Genomic DNA, 19,982 nt, shown 5'->3' on the forward strand with positions numbered 1-19,982 from the left:
GATGAATTCAGAAACTGGACTATCGACGGGGTAAGCTATGTAGTAAATGATTATGGTGAAGTAACTTCATTAGACATTAGTGGTAATGACCTTACTTCTACTCCATCAAGTTTACTAAATCTTATCAACTTAGGCACTTTAGATGTAAGTGATAACCAATTGTATTTTGACGATTTAGATGTTCTAAATGCAATGGGTGTTGCTAGTTTTATTTACAGTGGACAAACAATCGATCCAATCCAAGAGTTAGATGAAACTGTTAAAGGCGGTGAAGGCTATACTTCTTCATTAACTGACGCTCCAACATATTCAGACATATCATACCAATGGGTATTTAATGAATCTGGGTACTCGAATGTACTGGACTTAGATATCGAAACAATGACAACTGAAGACGTTGGTAACTATCAGTTATTTATTTCATCTACCAACTATGATGGATTAGAGATTAAATTTGCTGATATTGATATCATCTTCTCTAATGGTAATCTAGATTCAACTAAGGTTCATGATTTACTAACTGAATTGGGAATTTCCTTCAACGAAGATGATCCATTCAGAACATGGAATAACGATGGAATTATCACAGGAATTGATAACAATGGTTATGTAACTGATATCGATTTATATGGAAAAGGTTTAACAGAAGTTCCTTCTACTTTAGCTGCTTTCGACAATTTACAAAACTTAAATCTTGAGGATAACAATATCTACTTTGATGAATTAGATGTTTTACTAAGTTACAGTGGGGATATCAATTTAACGTATACTGGACAAAGTGTTACACCTTCTGTGATCAATGAAGTAGTAAAACATGGTGACAACTACAGTTCATCTATTACTCAAGATTACGTGGATGTCTACTACGATTGGAAAAAAGGTGGTTCTTCTGTTTACTCTACAAAAGACATTACATTTACTGATTTCCAACCTGCCAATGCTGGTACATATGACCTATATGTCACTTCGATGACACACTCAGGACTTGAATTCAACTTATATCAAATCAACCTTACTTACACATTAGGCGATAGAGATTCAGCCTATTTAGAACAAGTAATTGCAGATTTAGGTAAAACGATAGATAATCCTTCTGATGAGTTTAGAAATTGGACAGTCGACGGTGTGAGCTATGTAGTGAACGCTTATGGTGAAGTCACTTCATTGGATATTAGTGGTAACGACCTTACTTCTACTCCATCAAGTTTACTAAATCTTACCAATCTTACTACATTAGATGTTAGTAACAACCAGTTGTACTTCGATGATTTAGATATTCTTAGTGCAATGAGTGTAGCAAGTTTTGTTTATGACGGTCAAAGTATCGATCCTATTCAAGAACTTGATGCTACTGTTAAAGGTGGTGAAGGGTATACATCTTCATTAACTGATGTCCCTACTTACTCGGATATTACTTATCAGTGGGTGTTTAATGAGTCTGGATATTCAAATGTTCTTGATTTGGATATAGAAAGTATGACAAGAGAAGATGAAGGTAACTACCAATTATTTATCTCGTCATCTAACCACGATGGACTAGAAATTAAATATGCTGACATCGATATTACATTTGCATTAGGAGACCGAGACTCGACTAAAGTTCATGATTTATTGACTGAACTTGGAGTTTCATTTGAAGAAAATGATCCTTTCAGAGATTGGTTAACAGGAGGTATTATCGACAATATTGATGACAATGGTGCCGTAGGTGATATTAACTTAAGTAATCTGACCTTAACTCAAGTTCCTTCATCATTATCAGCATTTGAAGATTTACAGAACTTAAGCCTTGATGACAACAATATCTACTTTGATGAATTAGATGTATTACTTGGCTTCAGTGGTGACATCAATTTGACTTATGATGGACAAAGTGTTACTCCAACTGTGATCAACGAAGTTGTAAAACATGGTGACAACTACAATTCATCTATTACTCAAGATTATGCTGATATCTATTATGATTGGAAAAAAGGCGGTTCTTCAGTTTACTCTACAAAAGACATCTCTTTCACAGATTTCCAACCGGCTGATGCTGGAACATATGATTTGTATGTAACATCAACCACTCACTCAGGACTTGAGTTCAACATATACCAAGTTAACCTTACTTACACATTAGGTGATAGAGATTCTGTTTACCTAGAACAGGTAATTACAGACCTTGGTAAAACTATCGATAACCCTTCTGATGAGTTCAGAAACTGGACAGTCGACGGTGTAAGCTATGTAGTGAACACTTATGGTGAAGTCACTTCATTAGATATAAGTGGTAACGATCTAACTTCTGTACCTTCAAGTATTTTGAACTTAATGAATCTTGAAACTTTAGATGTTAGTAGCAACCAATTGTACTTCGATGATCTGGATTACCTAGGTACTATGGGGGTAACGAACTTCTATTATGGAAGTCAATCTATTGATCCAATTCAAGAGTTAGAAGAAATTGTAAAAGGTGGTGAAGGTTATACTTCTTCTTTAACAGCAGCACCTACTTACTCTGATCTAACATATCAATGGGTATTTAGTGAATCAGTACATTCTAATGTTCTTGATTTAGATATCGAAAGTATGACAAGAGAAGACGCGGGTAATTACCAATTATACATTTCTTCTTCTAACTATGATGGTTTAGCAATTATGTTTGCTGACATTAATATCACTTTCGCACTTGGTGATCAAGACTCAACAAAAGTCCATGATTTACTCACTGAACTTAGTATCTCATTTGAAGAAAATGATCCGTTCAGAGATTGGAATTCAGATGGTGTAATTGTAGATATTGATGATAATGGTTTAGTATTAGATATTGATTTGTATGAGAAAGGTCTAGAGACTGTACCTACTACATTATCTGCTTTTGAAAACCTTCAATATTTAAGTTTAGACAACAACCACCTTTACTTTGATGAGTTAGACAAACTAACTGGTTATGAAGGTGCTTATGTTACATATGAGAACCAATCGATAAAATCAACAACAATAATCAATGAAACTATTAAGCATGGCGATAGCTATAACTCTGCTATTGTTCAGAACTATAGTGATGTTGATTATGACTGGAGAAAAGGAGAAGGTACACTGTTTACTTCTAAAGATATCTCAGTATCTGATCTACAACCTGATGATGCCGGTTCATACGATTTGTATGTAACTTCAAGTACTCACCCAAGTCAAGAGTATTACTTATATCAAATTAACCTGAATTATACATTAGGTGATAGAGACTCTGTGTACTTAGAAAACTTTATTGCTGATTTAGGTAAAACAATATCCAACTCGTCTGATGAGTATAGAAATTGGATTGTAGAAGGTGTTACTTTCTCGGTTGATGACTATGGTTATATTACTGCTCTTAATGTAAGCGACAATAACTTGTATGAGATTCCAAGTAGTATTGAAAACTTCATGAATCTAGCAACTTTAGACGCAAGTAATAACAAGTTATACTTCGATGACCTAGATTATCTTAATGGATTAGGTATTGCAAGCTTGGATCATTCAGGACAAACATTCGATACTGTAAATACAACTGAGACGGTTAAACATAGTTATGACTTTACTACTTCTGTTTCTCAAGAATATGGAGATGTTTATTACCGTTGGACTAAAGATGATGAGAATATTGTAACTGAAACATCAAAAGATATTTCAATTACTGATATGAGGTTATATAAAGCAGGTGTTTACGCAGTGTATGTTACTTCTAGCATTCATGGTGATCAAGAATATAAAATTGCAGAATATACCATCAACCATGAATTAGGTGATAGAGATAAGAGCAACCTTGCAACATTGATCGATGCTTTAGCAGTTAGTTACGATAACACTCAAGATTTCAGAGATTGGTTAGGTAATGAAACTACATTTGATTCATCTGGATATGTTATTGGCTTAGATTTATCATCATTGGAAATCGAAAGTTTACCAAATGATTTAACTCAATTTATTAGAATTGAAAGTGTTGATCTTAGTGACAACTACTTCTTCTATGATGACTTAGATATTCTTTATACTGTAGATTACGAGGTGACTTACTCTCCTCAAAACTACGTACAACAAGAAGCTTCTTATGAAGTAATCCAATATTCTGCTCTTTCTAATGATGAAATGGCAGTTACGGATTATGAAGGTGAATTAAATTACCAATGGTATTTTGAGGATGAAGTTTATGGTGAAAATGGTACTTTACTTGAAGTTGAAAACTTTGATTCATCTAAAGAAGGTCAATATCAATTAAAAGTAACATCACCTACATCATGGGATGGTTTAGAAATCCATGTAGCGAATATTAATCTTCAGTATAAATCATTAATCTCAGAAGCTGATTCGTTAGCATTATTTGAGTTATATACTGAAATCAATGTAGATTTTGATCCTAACGAAAGAATTGTCAACTGGCCTAGAATGGATTATGAACCATCAACAGGTGCAATTATTGAATTGAACCTACATGAATTAGAAGGATTAACAACACTTCCTTCTATTATTGGTCAGTTTACATCACTTAAAACGTTAAAATTATATGACAATGAGTTAGTCTCATTACCACAAGAATTGTGGAGTCTAACTTCATTAGATTACTTAGATTTATCAAATAATAATTTAGGTGATGAAGATATCTCTAGTTTAAATAATTTATCTGCTTTAAGAACTATTTGGTTAAGTGGTAACTCTTTCACTAGCATACCGAATATTTCTAGTCTGAATGATTTATTATTCTTTATTGCGGATGATAACAACATAACAGAGATTGATAACGAATTCACTTCAAATACAAATTTACTGCACTTATCACTTGCGGGTAATGGTATTCAGGTGATTGACATGGACTTCTCAGGTATTTCTAACTTGAAGAAAATTGATTTCTCAAGAAATGAAATCACAGAATGGAATAACAGTCTACCAACCAACTTAGAAGAATTGATTTTATATAGTAACCTATTAAATGATATCTCTTCTATTCCTTCGAATCTACATATCGAAATTGCAGATAATTACTTATTCTATAATGATTTGGAAGGTTTGGATTCTTCTTACGTAAGCTACTCTCCACAGAATTATGATATCTATTACGAGAACATCGCTTTAGTTGAAGGTGGTCAGTACAGCGTAAGTCTTCCAATTGCAACTACATCAGACTTCAGTAATTATATCTTTACTTGGTATAAAGATGGTGTAATCCAAGAGCAGTTTACTTCTAGTGACCTTGAATTCACTAATATGTCTCAAGGTGATGTGGGTATCTATTCTTGTTTCATTACTCATACTTACTGGGAAGAGCTAAGTATTAAAGTAGCTGAAATAGGTATTGGATTTGACTGTGGTAGTGAATTGAATGTGGAGGTATCTCCTACTACTGAAACTCTTTTCTGTGCTGGTGATGATATAGTAGTTACTATTGAAGCCGGTTCTTCTGACACTGATGTTTCTTACTCTTGGTATTTAGGAGACGAGTTACTACCTCTATTAACTTCATCTAACATTACTATTCATGAAACAGGTAAGTACTCTGTAAGAGTAAGAAATAGCAATGGTTGTGTTGCTTTCTCAGATAGTATTCAGGTGGTTCAAACATCTCCATTGATTGCTCCAGAGATTATTGCAGTAAATGATTCATTAGCTATTGCTGAAAGTGATTCAACACTTTCTTATTACTGGTACTTAGATGGTGAAATTATGGAAGAAACATTCACACAAATTTTACCTACTACATTTGGTAGTTATACTGTTGAAGCAGTGAATGAAAGCGGTTGTTCGATCTTCTCAGCAGAATACGTAATTAATAATGATCAGATTACGGATCTTGAAGATGAACTAATCGAAAAGGTACTTCCATTTAATGTTTATCCTCAACCTGCTAATGAGTACCTGTTTGTACCAATTGAAGGTATTGGTCAAGTAGAACAAGTAGTTGCATTTGACCTGACGGGTAATCGTATTGAATTAAGTACTGATATTCTTACAGATAAGATGAAAGTAAATACTTCTAGATTAAATAATGGTGTTTATGTTATTACAATTAGCACCACTGATCATGAAGTCTATCATAAAAAGATTCTAATCAACGAATAACAAAAAAGGCTCAGTTTAAACACTGAGCCTTTTTTTATTTATTTTGAATTTTGAAAAGTAATCGGCTTAACCACAGAAGACTTTTGTACAGTTATATTAGCATCTTCTCCATGCTGCATTGCGTTGAGCATCGAAACTAAACCGATAAGAAAAAGAAGGCCTAATATTTTAAGTAATGTCTTCATGCTGAATTTTAGAAAGTTTATTCTTTACTGTTAATACATTTATGTACGGGACATTGACATAAAACATTTAAGATTTTAACAAATTATTTAAATACCCCTATTTTATTCTTCAAAAAGTACAATTACAGTCTTTATAATTTTCATATATTATATAAATGAATAAGACGATAAACATTATTCTAATAGTTTTATTCAACACATCTTATTAAATTGAAGGTTAAAATTTAGTTCAGCATTAGACTTAGAAAAATGCATAAATATTATTTCAGCACACTGTTATTCCTCATTCTTTCAGTCACATCATTTGCTCAAAACATCCCATTTGATAAAACACATTATCCTGATCAGAAGAAAGAATTACGTAATGCTCTAATGAATATTGACATTGCCGATGCATATCGTCAACAATACCATAAATATGACAGTGCTTTAAAGTATTATTATCTCGCCAATAATTTTAATGATCGGAATGCTGTATTAAACCAAAAAATTGGTATCACTTTCTCACTATTAGAACAATTAGATAGTGCTGATATCTATCTATGTACAAGTTTATCATTAGATAAAAATAATTTAAGAAGTATTTTCATTGCTGCTGATATTGCCCATAAAAATCAGAATTGGGATAAAGCGATCGAACTATATGAGCGTTATATTAATGAATATGATAATATTGCGTTTCCTACGAAAAAGGAGGTAAACGTACTTTTGCAACAAGCTAAGAATAGAAAAGTCGATAATAAAAATGTAGACATTATTAATTTAGAAGAGCTAAACTCTAGATATAATGAACTTAACCCACTCTTACTACCCAATACGAATCAAATATTTTTCACTTCAAACCAACCTTCAAAAAATTCTGTATTATCAAAAGTAGATGGATCATACTTTCAAAATATCTTTTATTATAATTACGATAAGAATGATTCGGCTTCAGTAAAGATTGTTGACAATTCGATTATTAACCCTGAAGGTAACAGTAGTGTAAGTAGTATTTCTAAAAGTGGTAAAACGATGGTTATCTATCATGGTTTTAACACTGGCGTTGTCTATTACTCTAGGTTTAAAGATTTTAATGGCGAATCCTTACCCTATAATAAAACGAAAATGCCCAACCCAATTAACTCTTACTTTCATCAACAAGGAGAAGGTACATTCACTCCAGATGGTAAAGGGTTTTATTTTTCAGCGAAGCGAGATAAGAAACAGAAGCATTACGACCTTTATTATACTACAAGAGAAGGGAAAAAGTGGAAAACACCACAACCACTTTCTACTATTAATTCATCATTTGATGAAATTGCTCCCTATTTTTCAAATAATGGCGATACATTATTTTTTGCTTCCAACTCAGAAAAGAGTATTGGTGGGTATGATATATTCTATAGTGTATTAAAGAATAACAACTGGTCTTCCCCACAAACATTACCAGCTCCAATTAATAGCCCATTTGATGAGGTTTTCTATTCAGCCGATACTACAGGAGAAACCGTTTATATTTCATCAAATAGAATTGGTGGTAAAGGTGGTTATGATATCTATAAAATATCACCCAAAGTGGAAGAAATGGTTTCAGAAGAACTTAATGACGTTTTTGATCATCAACTGATGTATGCTCAATTAACTATCATTGATATTGATACCAAAATGCCACTTTCCGGAGTTCAATTACAATTATATAATTCAGAAAATAACAGCTTATTAAGGAATAAAATCTCAGATCAAAGAGGTATTGTGCAACTTGTTGATCTCCCAAAAAATGTAAGTTTGGGAGGTAATCTTATCAAAAAAGGGTACAAATTCTTTTCTAGAAATTTCATCATTACTGAAGATTCAGCACTAAGGGTCATTGAACTTGAAAGTATTAAAATGGATCAAAAGGTTGAACTTGAAAATATTTTCTTCGATACAAATTCGAGTGTCATTAAAGAGAATTCTTTTTCAGAATTAAATGCTTTATTGAACTTCCTGCAACTTAACCCTTCTATCAATATTCAAATCGAAGGTCACACCGATAATACCGGAACAGATAATGGTAACATTCAACTCTCAAATGATAGGGCTTCTGCTATCTTAAGGTATCTAGAACAAAATGGTATTCAAGCCAACCGATTAACTTCAAAAGGCTTTGGAGACAGCATGCCTATTGCTGATAATTCGACCGAAGAAGGGAAAGCACAAAATAGAAGAACAGAATTCAAAATCATTAAAACGAATTGATATAAGAAACTTTATCCTTTTTTGGTATCTTCGCGTTGAAAGCAAAACAATTGTTTTCAATCACTTTATAGCAAAATAAAAATATACATCATGATTGTAGTAACAGGTGCTGCCGGATTTATTGGTAGCTGCATGATTTCTAGATTAAATCAAGATAATTTCAATCATATTATCGCTGTTGATGATTTTTCATTCCCAGAGAAGAATAAAAACCTTGAAGATAAAACAATATTAGAAAAAGTTGAAAGAGAAGAATTCTTTGAATGGTTGGATAAAAACCATTTGGAAGTAGAATTTATCTTTCACTTAGGTGCAAGAACTAGTACAGCGGAATTTAATAGAGATATCTTAGCTCATTTAAATACTGAGTATACTAAGAAAATGTGGGAAGCAACTATTAAATACGCTATTCCATTAGTTTATGCATCTTCTGCTGCTACTTACGGTTTAGGTGAACTTGGCTATGAAGATAGTGAAGAAATCATTCCAAACCTTAAGCCTTTGAACCCTTATGGCGAATCAAAAAATGATTTTGATATTTGGGCACTACAACAAGAAAGAAAACCAATGTTCTGGGCTGGATTGAAATTTTTCAATGTATATGGTCCAAACGAATTTCATAAAGAAAGAATGGCTTCTGTTGTTTTCCATGCATTTAATCAAATTAGAAAGACAAATGCAATGAAGTTATTCAAATCTCATAATCCTGAATATAAGGACGGAGAACAACAAAGAGATTTCGTTTATGTAAAAGATGTCGTTGAAATGATGATGTTCTTAATGCATGATAGAAAATCTGAGCATTCAGGTATCTATAATGTTGGAACAGGAGAAGCTCGTACTTTCCTAGATCTAACAAAAGCTACATTTAAAGCTATGGGAATAGAAGAAAATATCTCTTACATTCCTACACCGGAAGATATCCGCGATAAATACCAATATTTTACTGAAGCCACAATGGAAAAGATTCGTAAAATTGGTTACGATAAGCCATTCACTTCTTTAGAAGATGGTGTCGAAGATTATGTCAAGAATTATTTAATGTCTACAAAAAGATATTAAAAGATGAAGCCTGGTACTTTTAAAGATGAGTACCAGGCTTTTTTATTTCAATTCGATAATCATTCCTGTTTTAGGTTGTATTGTCAATATAGATAAATCGTCAATATTTCGATCACTTATCACCTCATAGCCCTTCTTAGCCCCTTTTATCATACTATTAAAATTAGCTGTAGATACAGTTATACTCTTTGTCTCATTATTATTTAATAAAACCATCACTGTATCATCATTAAAAGCTCGGAAGTACACATATACATCGTTTTCAGGAATAAAATGTACTAGTCTACCATTATGAATAACCTGACATGTTTTCCTCCAGTGTAAAATCCTTTTTATATAACTGAACATTTCCTCTTCAGATTTTGTCCTTCCTTCTTTTGTAAAGGCTGAACGTTTGTCACCCTCCCATCCACCTGGAAAATCCAAACGTAAGGAGGAATGATCTGATTCCAACCCCTCAAATAACAGTTCAGTTCCATAATAAATCTGTGGGATTCCTCTTGTGGTTAAAAGAAACGTCAAAGCCAATTGAACTCGTTTCGGATCTTTTAAATTTGACATGACCCTATTCACATCATGATTATCCAAACATGTCATTAAGTTATAAGGGTTTTTAAAAAGATGGTCTTGTGCCAGGTGATTTGCCAACCGTCGCATCGGAGTATCCCATTCTGATTTTGAATCCCCTTTTGCAAAGGATTCATTTGCCATAAAAGTTAATGGCATATCAGTCACAGAAGGCAAAGAAGAATCATATCCATCAAAGTTCTTGGCTCCTCCTGCAAAATAAGCAACAACTGGAGTTTCTCGTACCAAAACTTCCCCCACAATATTAAAATTAGGATATTCTTCAAGTATTGCTTTTGTCCAAGTGCTAGTAAACGCTTTGAAGGCATAACCGAAAGTATCCATTCTAATACCATTTATGCCTGAAAATTCAATCCACCATATTGAATTTTGAATTAAATAATCTGCTAAAAATGGATTATTTTGATTAAGATCAGGCATATCTTTTGTAAACCAACCTTCAACATTGGCCTTAAAATCTTCTTCAGAAGTATAAGGATCATGTTGTTTTGTAACTTGATAATTAGTTCCAAAAAATGAACTATCCTTTTGTCCTTCGTCCCAATAATACTGGTGATTTAACCAGTCTGAGGAAGGCAAATCAGACATCCACCAATGATCAATACCAATATGATTGAAGACCAAATCCATGATTACCTTCAGACCCAATTGGTGACATAAGCTTACAAAACTTTTATATCCTTGATTTGTACCTAGCCTAGGCTCTACTTTATAAAAATCAGTGATACCATATCCATGATATGAATATTTCTGAGCATTATTCTCTTGAATGGGATTTAGCCATAGTGCAGTTACTCCTAAGTCCACAAAGTAATCGAGATGATTTATTATACCTTTTAAGTCCCCTCCATGCCTTCCAAATGGTGCATTTCGGTTTACTTTTTCTTTCATCCCATCTACATTGTCTATAGATGGATCTCCATTAGAGAAACGGTCTGGCATAATCAAATAAACTACATCAGATGTATTGAATCCCACATTTTTGCACTGCTCCTCTTGCCTATCTTTAAGATGATATTCTATCTGGTCAACTTGTTTCCCATTTTTACTAAAAGAAATACGAAAGGTATCAGGTAAACGATGATGACTTAAATCTAAATACAGCAACAAGTAATTGGGGTTATCTAGTTTTTCAATTTTAGATAACAGAACGTTACTTTCTGCAATAGAAGGAGTTGTGTTTGCTATATTTCTCCCATATATCATGATTTGAAGAGATGAATTCTTCATCCCTTTCCACCAAAAAGGTGGTTCTATCTTTTCTATTGCATTACATGGAGTTGACATAATATTGAATATAGAAAATAATCACTAGAATAATTATGTTAATCCATGTACTTGAGCATCAAATTAGAAATAAAAAAAGCCCATGTTTCCATGAGCTTTCTATTTATTAATTTATCAAAAATTAGTTTTTCACAATAGTAAAAGTACCTACAGCTGAATCACCTGATTCATCTACAGTTAAAGTAATAGTATAATTTCCTGCTTCAGCTACAGCAATGTTATCTCCATTATGTACTAGACTTTCCTCTGTACCACCTAAGTTTACATCCCAAGCATCATCTTTTCTAAACTTAATATCACCTACAACAAGATCTAAAGTAATAAAGTAATTTTCACCCTCTGCATCATACAGTAAATCTTGGTCAGCATCCCAACCATCTGGTGTTGCAGAACCAATAAGTCCCCAAATACCATCATTTTCATGTGGAGTTCTATCTGCAGGTTCTTCATCTACTGGCTCCTCATCAGCTGGCTCTTCGTCTGCCGGCTCTTCATCCGCTGGTTCCTCATCAACTGGTTCTTCTTCAACATAAATTGGAGTTACCATGATATCATATTTATCAGATTCCGTCTCAATACCACCTTCAAAAGTACTAATTACTGAAATTTGTAATGCAGTAGCTCCTGGCTCACTTCTCATTTCTTTGATAGCAGCATCCATTTCTCCAACTGTTACAGCAGCAGATAATTCAGAAGTTTCCTTTAATACAGTATAATCATCATTGTAGTACAAAGTTAGCTTATAGCTCGATGCATCAAGATCTCCATATTTAGCTGCTGTCCAAGTATACGTCTCAAATACATTATCTTCTTCACCTGCAACAAGTTCTGCAAGTGTAGTTGAAGGTGCATTCAATTCAGGTGTTTCAGGTAATAAACTCTCTAAAACATCTTCGACTTTATCTTCTGAACAAGATGAAAAAATAGAAAGAATTGAGCATAGTAGTACAGCCGAAAAAAAGTTTAGCTTTTTCATTTTCATATTAAATTGTATAAATAAAAAGTAGTAAATAATAAACGTTAGTGCGCACAAAAAAGTGAAAATATATAGCAATTGCTATCACCTTTATATGTAAATATATATAAATAACACATGTTAAACAAGCGTAAAATCAACTGATTAACAGTGTTATACGAATAAATTCATTTCAACCGGTTGCATAGAATAAATAAAAAAATCCCAGTAATATATCAATATACTACTGGGATTTTATATACATATTAATAAGAATTATACTCTCATTAATTTCTTCACTATTCTACCTTTTGAAGTAAATATCTCGATATAATACATTCCTTTTGAATAATATGAAAGATCAAAATTCAACTCATTATTATTCACAATTTGAGCACCTTTTAAAAGGACTCGACCTGCATTATCTCTAATTTGGAATTCTACTTCTCCGTTAATTGCTTCTCCTCTTACTGTAGCTATTGAAGTTGTAGGATTTGGAAATGCAACAACAGATTTACTTAATTCATCTTCAACAGAGGTTACTTCAAACTCAATGCTATAAGTTAATGCATTAACATTTGCTCTGATCGTTGCCGTTCCTGTTTTAGTCACTTCAATATTGTCTCCATAAGAAGACTCCTTTAACTTTCCCTCAGAGGCGTACCCCCATTGACCACCATTCCAGCTTTTGTCATCAATGAATTTAATAAGTTCCCCTTTAGTTAAGGCAGCACCTTCGTATATGAATCCACCATTTCCATCGGAAGTCATTTCAATCGCCTGACTAGGCTCCCATCCGATTCCCAAAACATCACCTACAATGTATAGTGTTCTATTATTATCTTCGAAATCAAGGTAAAACGGTCCTTCAGAAGTGTTGTTATTATCCTTAACAGTTAAAGCTAATTGATAAGGAACATCTGAAGATGATAAACCAAAGAATTCTACAGGAGTAAAAGATGCTACATATTTATCTCCTTCTTTTGTCATTGTAGTTGTTTTCTTATTAGAAATATTACCACTACCATGACTATCTAATACAACACCTGCTTCTAATGTGATAGTCGCACCAAAGCTTTTATCACTACCGCTTGGATCAAAGATCACTTCGATTTCTTCGTCTTCTTTAAAACCGTAAGGGTTTACTTCAATAATACGGCTAAATCCTTTTACAAGGCCATCTGCAGGCACTTCTACAGCTCTAGAAGTTAATACCTTAAATTCTGATGGCTTCAAAACAAAAGTTCCTTTAGCATCTACTTGCTCTCCATTGTTAAAGTAGCTATACCAGTTACTTCCGTCTCCTGAGTAATCGTAAGTATAAGACTCTTCACCTAATGAGAAGTTACCTACAACTTTAACCGTTAAACCTGAAGTAACGCCTTTCAAGGAGATTGTTTTAAGATCGCCAGATAAAGATAAACTTACATTATCACCTTCAAGTGATGATAAATCATAGTCATGTCTTAGTTTAAGCAATGCTGCATATACATAATATAGTTCTTTACGAATAGCATCATTCTTAGTATCAAATTCAGAGATTAAAGGCTTCTCAGATGTTCTATGACTATCACTTACCTCACCTTCATACTCATATTGATTAATAGATACATTATATCCTAATTCACCAAATTGCCAGATTAACTTAGGGCCAGGTACCATAAAGAAGAAAGCAGAAGCTAATTTTGCTCTATCAATACCATTTTCTAATTCAGTTAAGTCATAAACCTGGGATACAGTACCATAATTTTCAGAATCATAGATAAGTCTTTCCTCATCATGTGATTCCATATATGACATAACACCATGAATAGGCATGCCTCTTGATGCAGGAGATTGCCAATTTAAATCTTTATTTCCACCTTTAACTACGTCTCTAAAATCATGGTTCATATTACCCCACATAGAGATATCTTCAGCAACTAGTACTTTTTCTTCTTCGTTATCGGCAAGGTGTTCGAAAACCACAAGAGCGTTAGGGTTTCTCTTTTTGATTTCAGTGTTCATACGTAATAATAGATCAATTCTGTCTTGATCGTAGTTACTACCCCACTCATCGTCACCTGTCTTTACGTTATTACCGAATCCTTTGGTAAAGTCAAAACGGTAACCATCTACCTTATAATATTGCATCCAGTGAGCATTTACACTATCAACAAGTGCTTTAGTATAGTCACTTTCATGATCAAAATCTGCACCCCATTGTAAACCTGGGTTCGTAAAGTTTGATTTCTCATTAAACCAAGGGTTCTCTGCACTTGGGTCAGCATAGTCACCTTCTTTATTGTACATTCTAACCATTGGTGATGAATGGAAAGAGTGGTTTAATACCAAATCAATAATTACACTGATACCTCTTGAATGTGCTTCATCAATAAATTCCTTTAATTTATTTTTTGGTCCATAATATTTATCTGGAGCAAAATAAAAGTTAGGGTTATATCCCCAAGAAGAATTGCCTTCAAATTCATTTACAGGCATTAAGTGAATTGTATTTGCACCTAACGATTTTATATAATCTAATTCAGCAATTGCTGATTCATAAGTAGCTTCCGCAGTAAAATCTCTAAATAACAACTCATATACTACAGCATCTTCGATTGCCACTGGAGTAAAGTTTGTTGTTTTCCAAACATATTCTTCTTCATTGATGATAAATGTAGATGCTCTAAATGATGTCTTGCCTGTTGGGTAATCAATTAGACCGGGGTATCTATTATCATCAATGTATTTATCATCTGGATCTGAAACTTTTTCAGTATATGGATCGGCAATAATAATTGTACCGTCGATAAAATATTGATAAATGTACTCAGTATCTGGATCAAGATCTGTAAATGTATACCACCAGTAATTCTCATCACCTTTTTCTACTTTCATTGGGTAAGCTGTTTTATCTTCCCAATTGTTAAAGCTACCAATTACGTTTACAAACTTCTTAAGTTTTGCTGGATCTTGAAGTACCAAAGTCACTTCAGAACCACTCTTATTTACACCTAAATTAGTTGCATAGTCTGGTCTATCTTGAACTGTTGGTGTAGAACCTACATAGAACTCTAATTCTTTTGTATCCACAAGCCCATCAGAAGATGCAGAGGCTTCGATTGTCAATTCACCTGCAGCCGCTGATGAAATTGTATAAGATAATGAGGTTCCTGTTTTTGAGATTTTCTCAACTCCATTTACTTTAATTTTTAAAGCTGTGCTTGTGGGTGATGAAATATTGATGATAACTTTATCACCTGACAAAAATACGTCACTTGCTTTAGGAGAAGTAATTTCAACAGATACACCAAGCTTTTTAATTGGGATAACAAGGTCTCCTGTCTTACTTCCTCCATCTTTTGTTTTGATTAAGCAGCCAATGGCATCAATAGCAGTTGGAGCTGATGCACTGTTTAATAGCTCTGCAAAATTGTTATAAGTCGATGATCCTTTTGTAACAGGAAAAGAGTAAGTAAAAATATTATCTGATTGCTTTGTTAGTTTAGCAGACTCATCAGATGCGGCCCATTCACCGTTTGTTAAGAAATCTCCAACATCTTCACTCCATCCCCAAAGATAAAGATCAGAAATGCCGGCAACATCAGTACCTGAAACATCAAAAGTTACAGTTACATTTTCAGTCAGTACATCTGCTGTGCTTGGATCTAAAGTCACTTTTTGTGCAAAAGTAGAACTACAGATCAACAAGAAGCTTACAACGAAGCCAAATGTTTGTAGTAGAAGTTTCTTCATAAATTTAAAAAAAGACGGGGTTTTCATTTTCATATTCCTTTAAAAGTACAAAGTACACTACAGAAAACAAAATTATTAAATAGCTGATTTTAAGCGATTTAATTGCAATCCATTGCGCAACCGGTTGAATTTTCATTAACAAAAAAGCCTTTTCCAGATTTCTCCAGAAAAGGCTTTAATATTATTTATTAAGATTCTTCTTAATTTGATACTCTTGAGTGTGTACCACTATCAGTATTAGAATCAAATGTACAAGTAATTGTATAATTACCAGGTGTATCAATTGTGATACTTGCTTGGTTACTACCACCAACTAATACATCATCATCACTGTCAGATTTACCCATTTGGTAATCCCACGAATCATCCGCTCTAAACTTGTATTCACCTTGTGCTAAGTAGCCAGTGTAAGTCCAAGTTCCAGCACCAGAGTCATATACCATATCAGTATCTGGATCCCATCCGTTTGGAGTTGCTGATCCAATGATACCCCAATATTGATCATTTGGTAAAGTCATCTTAACTACTGAGTAAGTTAAAGCACTGAAGTCTGCAATGATTTCATACCAACCATCCTCTGAAACAGGAATGTTTGACCCATCTAATACAAGGTTACCACCTGATCCACCGTAGTTACCAGCCCAATCATAGTTTGGTCTAAACTTGATCTCACCTGAAACTAGTTTCACTTGGATTTTGTATTCTGAACCAGAAACTAATGTCATTTCTGTATCAGCATCCCATCCTCCAGGAGTAGCAGAACCGATGATTGACCAGATTTGGAATGGATTTACAGAAAGTGTCACTTCATCAGAAGCTCCAGTATCACCATCACCAAATACAGCTACTACTTTAATATTCACATCACCAGCAGTACCAGGAGTACCTCCTGAAGCTAATGCACCTTTGTTTAAGTCTGAAGTTTTTAATACTGCTTCTAAGTCAGTACCTCCTACTTGAGCAAGAACATTGTCACCAACTTGAACTCTATAGTTAATTGGAGTTTCAGTACCTCTTACAGAAGCAGACCAAGTAACTGTTGTAGCTGGTGCATTGAAATCATCAGCACTTAAAGTAAATGAATCGCCAGTACCAGGGCTTGAGATCACTGGAGTTGTGATAGGCTCTTTACCTAAGATTGAATATACAGGTTCAGCTGGGTTGATCAATGTCATAATCATTTTTACTGAACCGTCACCAGTCATACCAGTAGATCCTTTAAACTCAAGTAAGTTACCTTCACCTGCACCAAAGAAGTGATCGTCATTACCTTTAAAGAAATATTGTTTAGCAGGATCCATTGTAACAGCAGCTTCCCATCTTACCTTAGATTTAACATAACCTAAAGTTGCAACTTCATTACCGTCTCCATCAACAACCATCCAAGTCATTGGAGTAATTGAATATGTCAACCCTGTAGAGCTCATTGATACATAGTAGTCGCCTGCAGCTGGAGTTTCGATGTTACCTGCCGTTGGCTCAGTATCTAATTCTCCTGATAATTTATCAGCAGCAGCAGTTTTCAAACCATAGTTTGTACCATCCCAACCTGGACCAGTTGCAAATTTGAAGTTATTATTCAAGTTAAGGTAGGCAATGTAAGTACCTGAGTTAGCCTCAACTTCAACCACTACAGTCTTTTCGTTATCAGGGTTCCAATCTTGGTGGTCACCAGGAACACCTAATTTGTTACCAGTAATAACTGGTTGGTAATATGGAGTTGCTTTAAAAGCAATTTTCTCAGAAACAGTTGTATAAGCACTCTCTGTAGAGTTATTATCTGACATATATGCTGAAATCCAAGTTTCAACATCATGCTCCACTTCTGGAGTTAAACCTAATGAAGCCATCGCTCCATTTAGCTCTTCTACTTTTGGAGCTCCTGTAGTGTCACTTTTAGTGATTGTTGCAATCACTTCTTCACCATCTGCATCAGTTGCTTTTACTAAGATGTTATATTTAACTTCTGTAGTAATACCAAATTTTGCTGGAGTCCATACATAGTTAGCAAATACGTTTGCTGCTGAATCTTCAACTAAAAGATACTGTGCACCTTCAGTTGGACCATCTGTAATAACTGGAGAGGTAAAAGTAGACGAATCTCCTAATACTGGTTCTCTCAAATCTTTACAACTAAATGCGATAGTTAATAAAGATATATATAAAAATATTTTTCTCATTTTTCTATAACAAATTAGAAATTGATGAATTTCTTAATAACCAGGGTTTTGCTCTAAAGTTGGGTTTGCACCAATCTCGTCAGCAGGAATTGGGAATAAGTTTTTGTAAGAACGTACACTTGTACCTGTCTCACTATTTCCTTTATAAGGCCATACATATTCAGATGAAGTTAAAAGACCAAATCTGATTAAGTCTGTACGTCTATGGCACTCCCAATATAATTCTCTAGCTCTTTCGTCGATTACATCTTCGATAGCCCAGTTAGCACCAATATCTCCTTGTCCTGATCTTTGACGGATGTCGTTAATATAACCAGTTGCAACTGTAAGGTCACCAGTACCTCCTCTTTTTACTGCTTCAGCATACATTAACATTGCATCAGATAATCTAAACATTGGGAAGTCAATATCTGGGAAAGATTTATCTGAACCAATCGTACCATCAGTAGTAAGGTTCTTATATTTAACAATACCTACACCACTCTTGAAATCAAAGATATCGTCATTCTCAGGACGCATTAACTCTCTGTTGAAAAGAGCTCTTGAATCTGTTGCAGCGAATTTAGATGCAAATTCTTCAGTAGTTCTATGACCACCCCATGCACCTGATGTACCGTAATTAGTCTCTAAACCAGACCAGTCAGTCCAAAGAGAACCTGATAAGATAAACGTCATAGCACCCCAAGATTGAGTACTTCTACCATCACATGGAATTGAGAAAATAATCTCGTCAGATAAATGGTTATCTGCTCTAAAGTTAGCAGTGTAATCTGCGTTTAAAGAGTACCCTCCATTATCAATAACTAATTTTGCATACTTTGCAGCTTCAGTATAATCTGCAGCAGTACCTGATGGGTATCTATCAGGAATAGTTGAAGAGTTATCATAGTCAAAAGTATATACATTTTTGTTTAAGTATAACTTTGACAATAACATATATCCAGCGTACTTACCAGCTGTACCATAAGGAGCTTGTTCTAATAACTTCTCATCACCAGAACCATCAGTCACTTCCAATAATTCATCAACGATGAATTGGAATACTTCAGCTTTCTTCTTTTGTGGAGGGTTAAAGCTACCTACAGGGTCTGCTTCAGTAACAAATGGAATGTTACCAAATAAATCAATCGCATGCCAGTAAGATAAAGCTCTTAAGAATCTTGCTTCAGCTCTGTATTGTTTTACTTGGCTAACAAATGCAGCATCAGCAGATAAACCTCTTGCTGATAACTTTTCATCTGTAGTTTCTCTTAAGAATTCATTAGCATAAGAAATTCCTAAGAAAATTCTACTGTACAATGCTGATACATACGTATTTGAAGCAGCATAGCTTAATGTAGTATAACCAAATGATAAGTCATACTCATTTTGCCAACAGTTGTTTGCTTCATCAGTAGGATATTCAGTAGCATAGAATAAACCTCTTAGGTATTGACCGTGTCCTTCATCAATACCTTGAATATCACCATCGCCAGCAGGACCTTTTTGACCAGATAAAGCTAAGTTACCATAAACTTTACCTAATACTTTGATATAGTTGTCAGCATCTTTATAAACGTTATCACTTACTTCGATACGATCATCGATTGGTGTAGTATCTAGGTCATTTACACAAGAAGTAGTAAATGCAGAAGCTACCAATACAGAGCCGACTAATACTTTATTAAATATATTTTTAACTTTCATTTTTGT

The 19,982-nt window shown here is 34.0% G+C and carries 9 protein-coding genes; 3 read left to right on the forward strand and 6 right to left on the reverse strand.

Features of this window, described 5'->3' with window-relative positions:
- On the forward strand, positions 1–6,075 hold a 6,075-nt coding region (locus QL232_RS20430; RefSeq protein WP_281615568.1), incomplete at its 5' end, for a T9SS type A sorting domain-containing protein.
- A gap of 38 nt (positions 6,076–6,113) precedes the next feature.
- On the opposite strand, the gene QL232_RS20435 is transcribed toward QL232_RS20430, so the two are convergent.
- On the reverse strand, positions 6,114–6,260 hold the full coding sequence (locus QL232_RS20435; RefSeq protein ID WP_281615569.1) for a hypothetical protein: 147 nt from the start codon (positions 6,258–6,260) through the stop codon (positions 6,114–6,116).
- Between the two features lie 249 nt (positions 6,261–6,509).
- On the opposite strand from QL232_RS20435, the gene QL232_RS20440 reads away from it, so the two are divergent.
- Positions 6,510–8,480, forward strand: a complete 1,971-nt coding sequence (locus QL232_RS20440) for an OmpA family protein (protein ID WP_281615570.1) — start codon at positions 6,510–6,512, stop codon at positions 8,478–8,480.
- 90 nt (positions 8,481–8,570) lie between these two features.
- Positions 8,571–9,542 (forward strand): ADP-glyceromanno-heptose 6-epimerase, encoded by a 972-nt coding sequence (gene rfaD, locus QL232_RS20445; RefSeq protein WP_281615571.1) that lies wholly within the window; start codon positions 8,571–8,573, stop codon positions 9,540–9,542.
- Positions 9,543–9,584: 42 nt separating this feature from the next.
- On the opposite strand, the gene QL232_RS20450 is transcribed toward rfaD, so the two are convergent.
- The 5 genes from QL232_RS20450 to QL232_RS20470 all read right to left on the reverse strand — a co-directional run bounded on the left by QL232_RS20450 (position 9,585) and on the right by QL232_RS20470 (position 19,976).
- Positions 9,585–11,417 carry a glycoside hydrolase family 13 protein gene (locus tag QL232_RS20450; protein WP_281615572.1) on the reverse strand — a complete coding sequence of 611 codons (1,833 nt, stop codon included), beginning with the start codon at positions 11,415–11,417 and terminating at the stop codon, positions 9,585–9,587.
- A gap of 121 nt (positions 11,418–11,538) precedes the next feature.
- Positions 11,539–12,393 carry a SusF/SusE family outer membrane protein gene (locus QL232_RS20455; RefSeq protein ID WP_281615573.1) on the reverse strand — a complete coding sequence of 285 codons (855 nt, stop codon included), beginning with the start codon at positions 12,391–12,393 and terminating at the stop codon, positions 11,539–11,541.
- Between the two features lie 255 nt (positions 12,394–12,648).
- Positions 12,649–16,110 (reverse strand): alpha-amylase family glycosyl hydrolase, encoded by a 3,462-nt coding sequence (locus QL232_RS20460; RefSeq protein ID WP_281615574.1) that lies wholly within the window; start codon positions 16,108–16,110, stop codon positions 12,649–12,651.
- A 200-nt stretch (positions 16,111–16,310) separates the two neighbouring features.
- Positions 16,311–18,290 carry a SusF/SusE family outer membrane protein gene (locus tag QL232_RS20465; protein ID WP_168884826.1) on the reverse strand — a complete coding sequence of 660 codons (1,980 nt, stop codon included), beginning with the start codon at positions 18,288–18,290 and terminating at the stop codon, positions 16,311–16,313.
- A 33-nt stretch (positions 18,291–18,323) separates the two neighbouring features.
- Positions 18,324–19,976 carry a RagB/SusD family nutrient uptake outer membrane protein gene (locus QL232_RS20470; protein ID WP_281615575.1) on the reverse strand — a complete coding sequence of 551 codons (1,653 nt, stop codon included), beginning with the start codon at positions 19,974–19,976 and terminating at the stop codon, positions 18,324–18,326.
- Positions 19,977–19,982 lie beyond the last annotated feature (6 nt).

Source organism: Flammeovirga sp. SubArs3 (assembly GCF_947387565.1).
Classification (GTDB): Bacteria; Bacteroidota; Bacteroidia; order Cytophagales; family Flammeovirgaceae; genus Flammeovirga; species Flammeovirga agarivorans.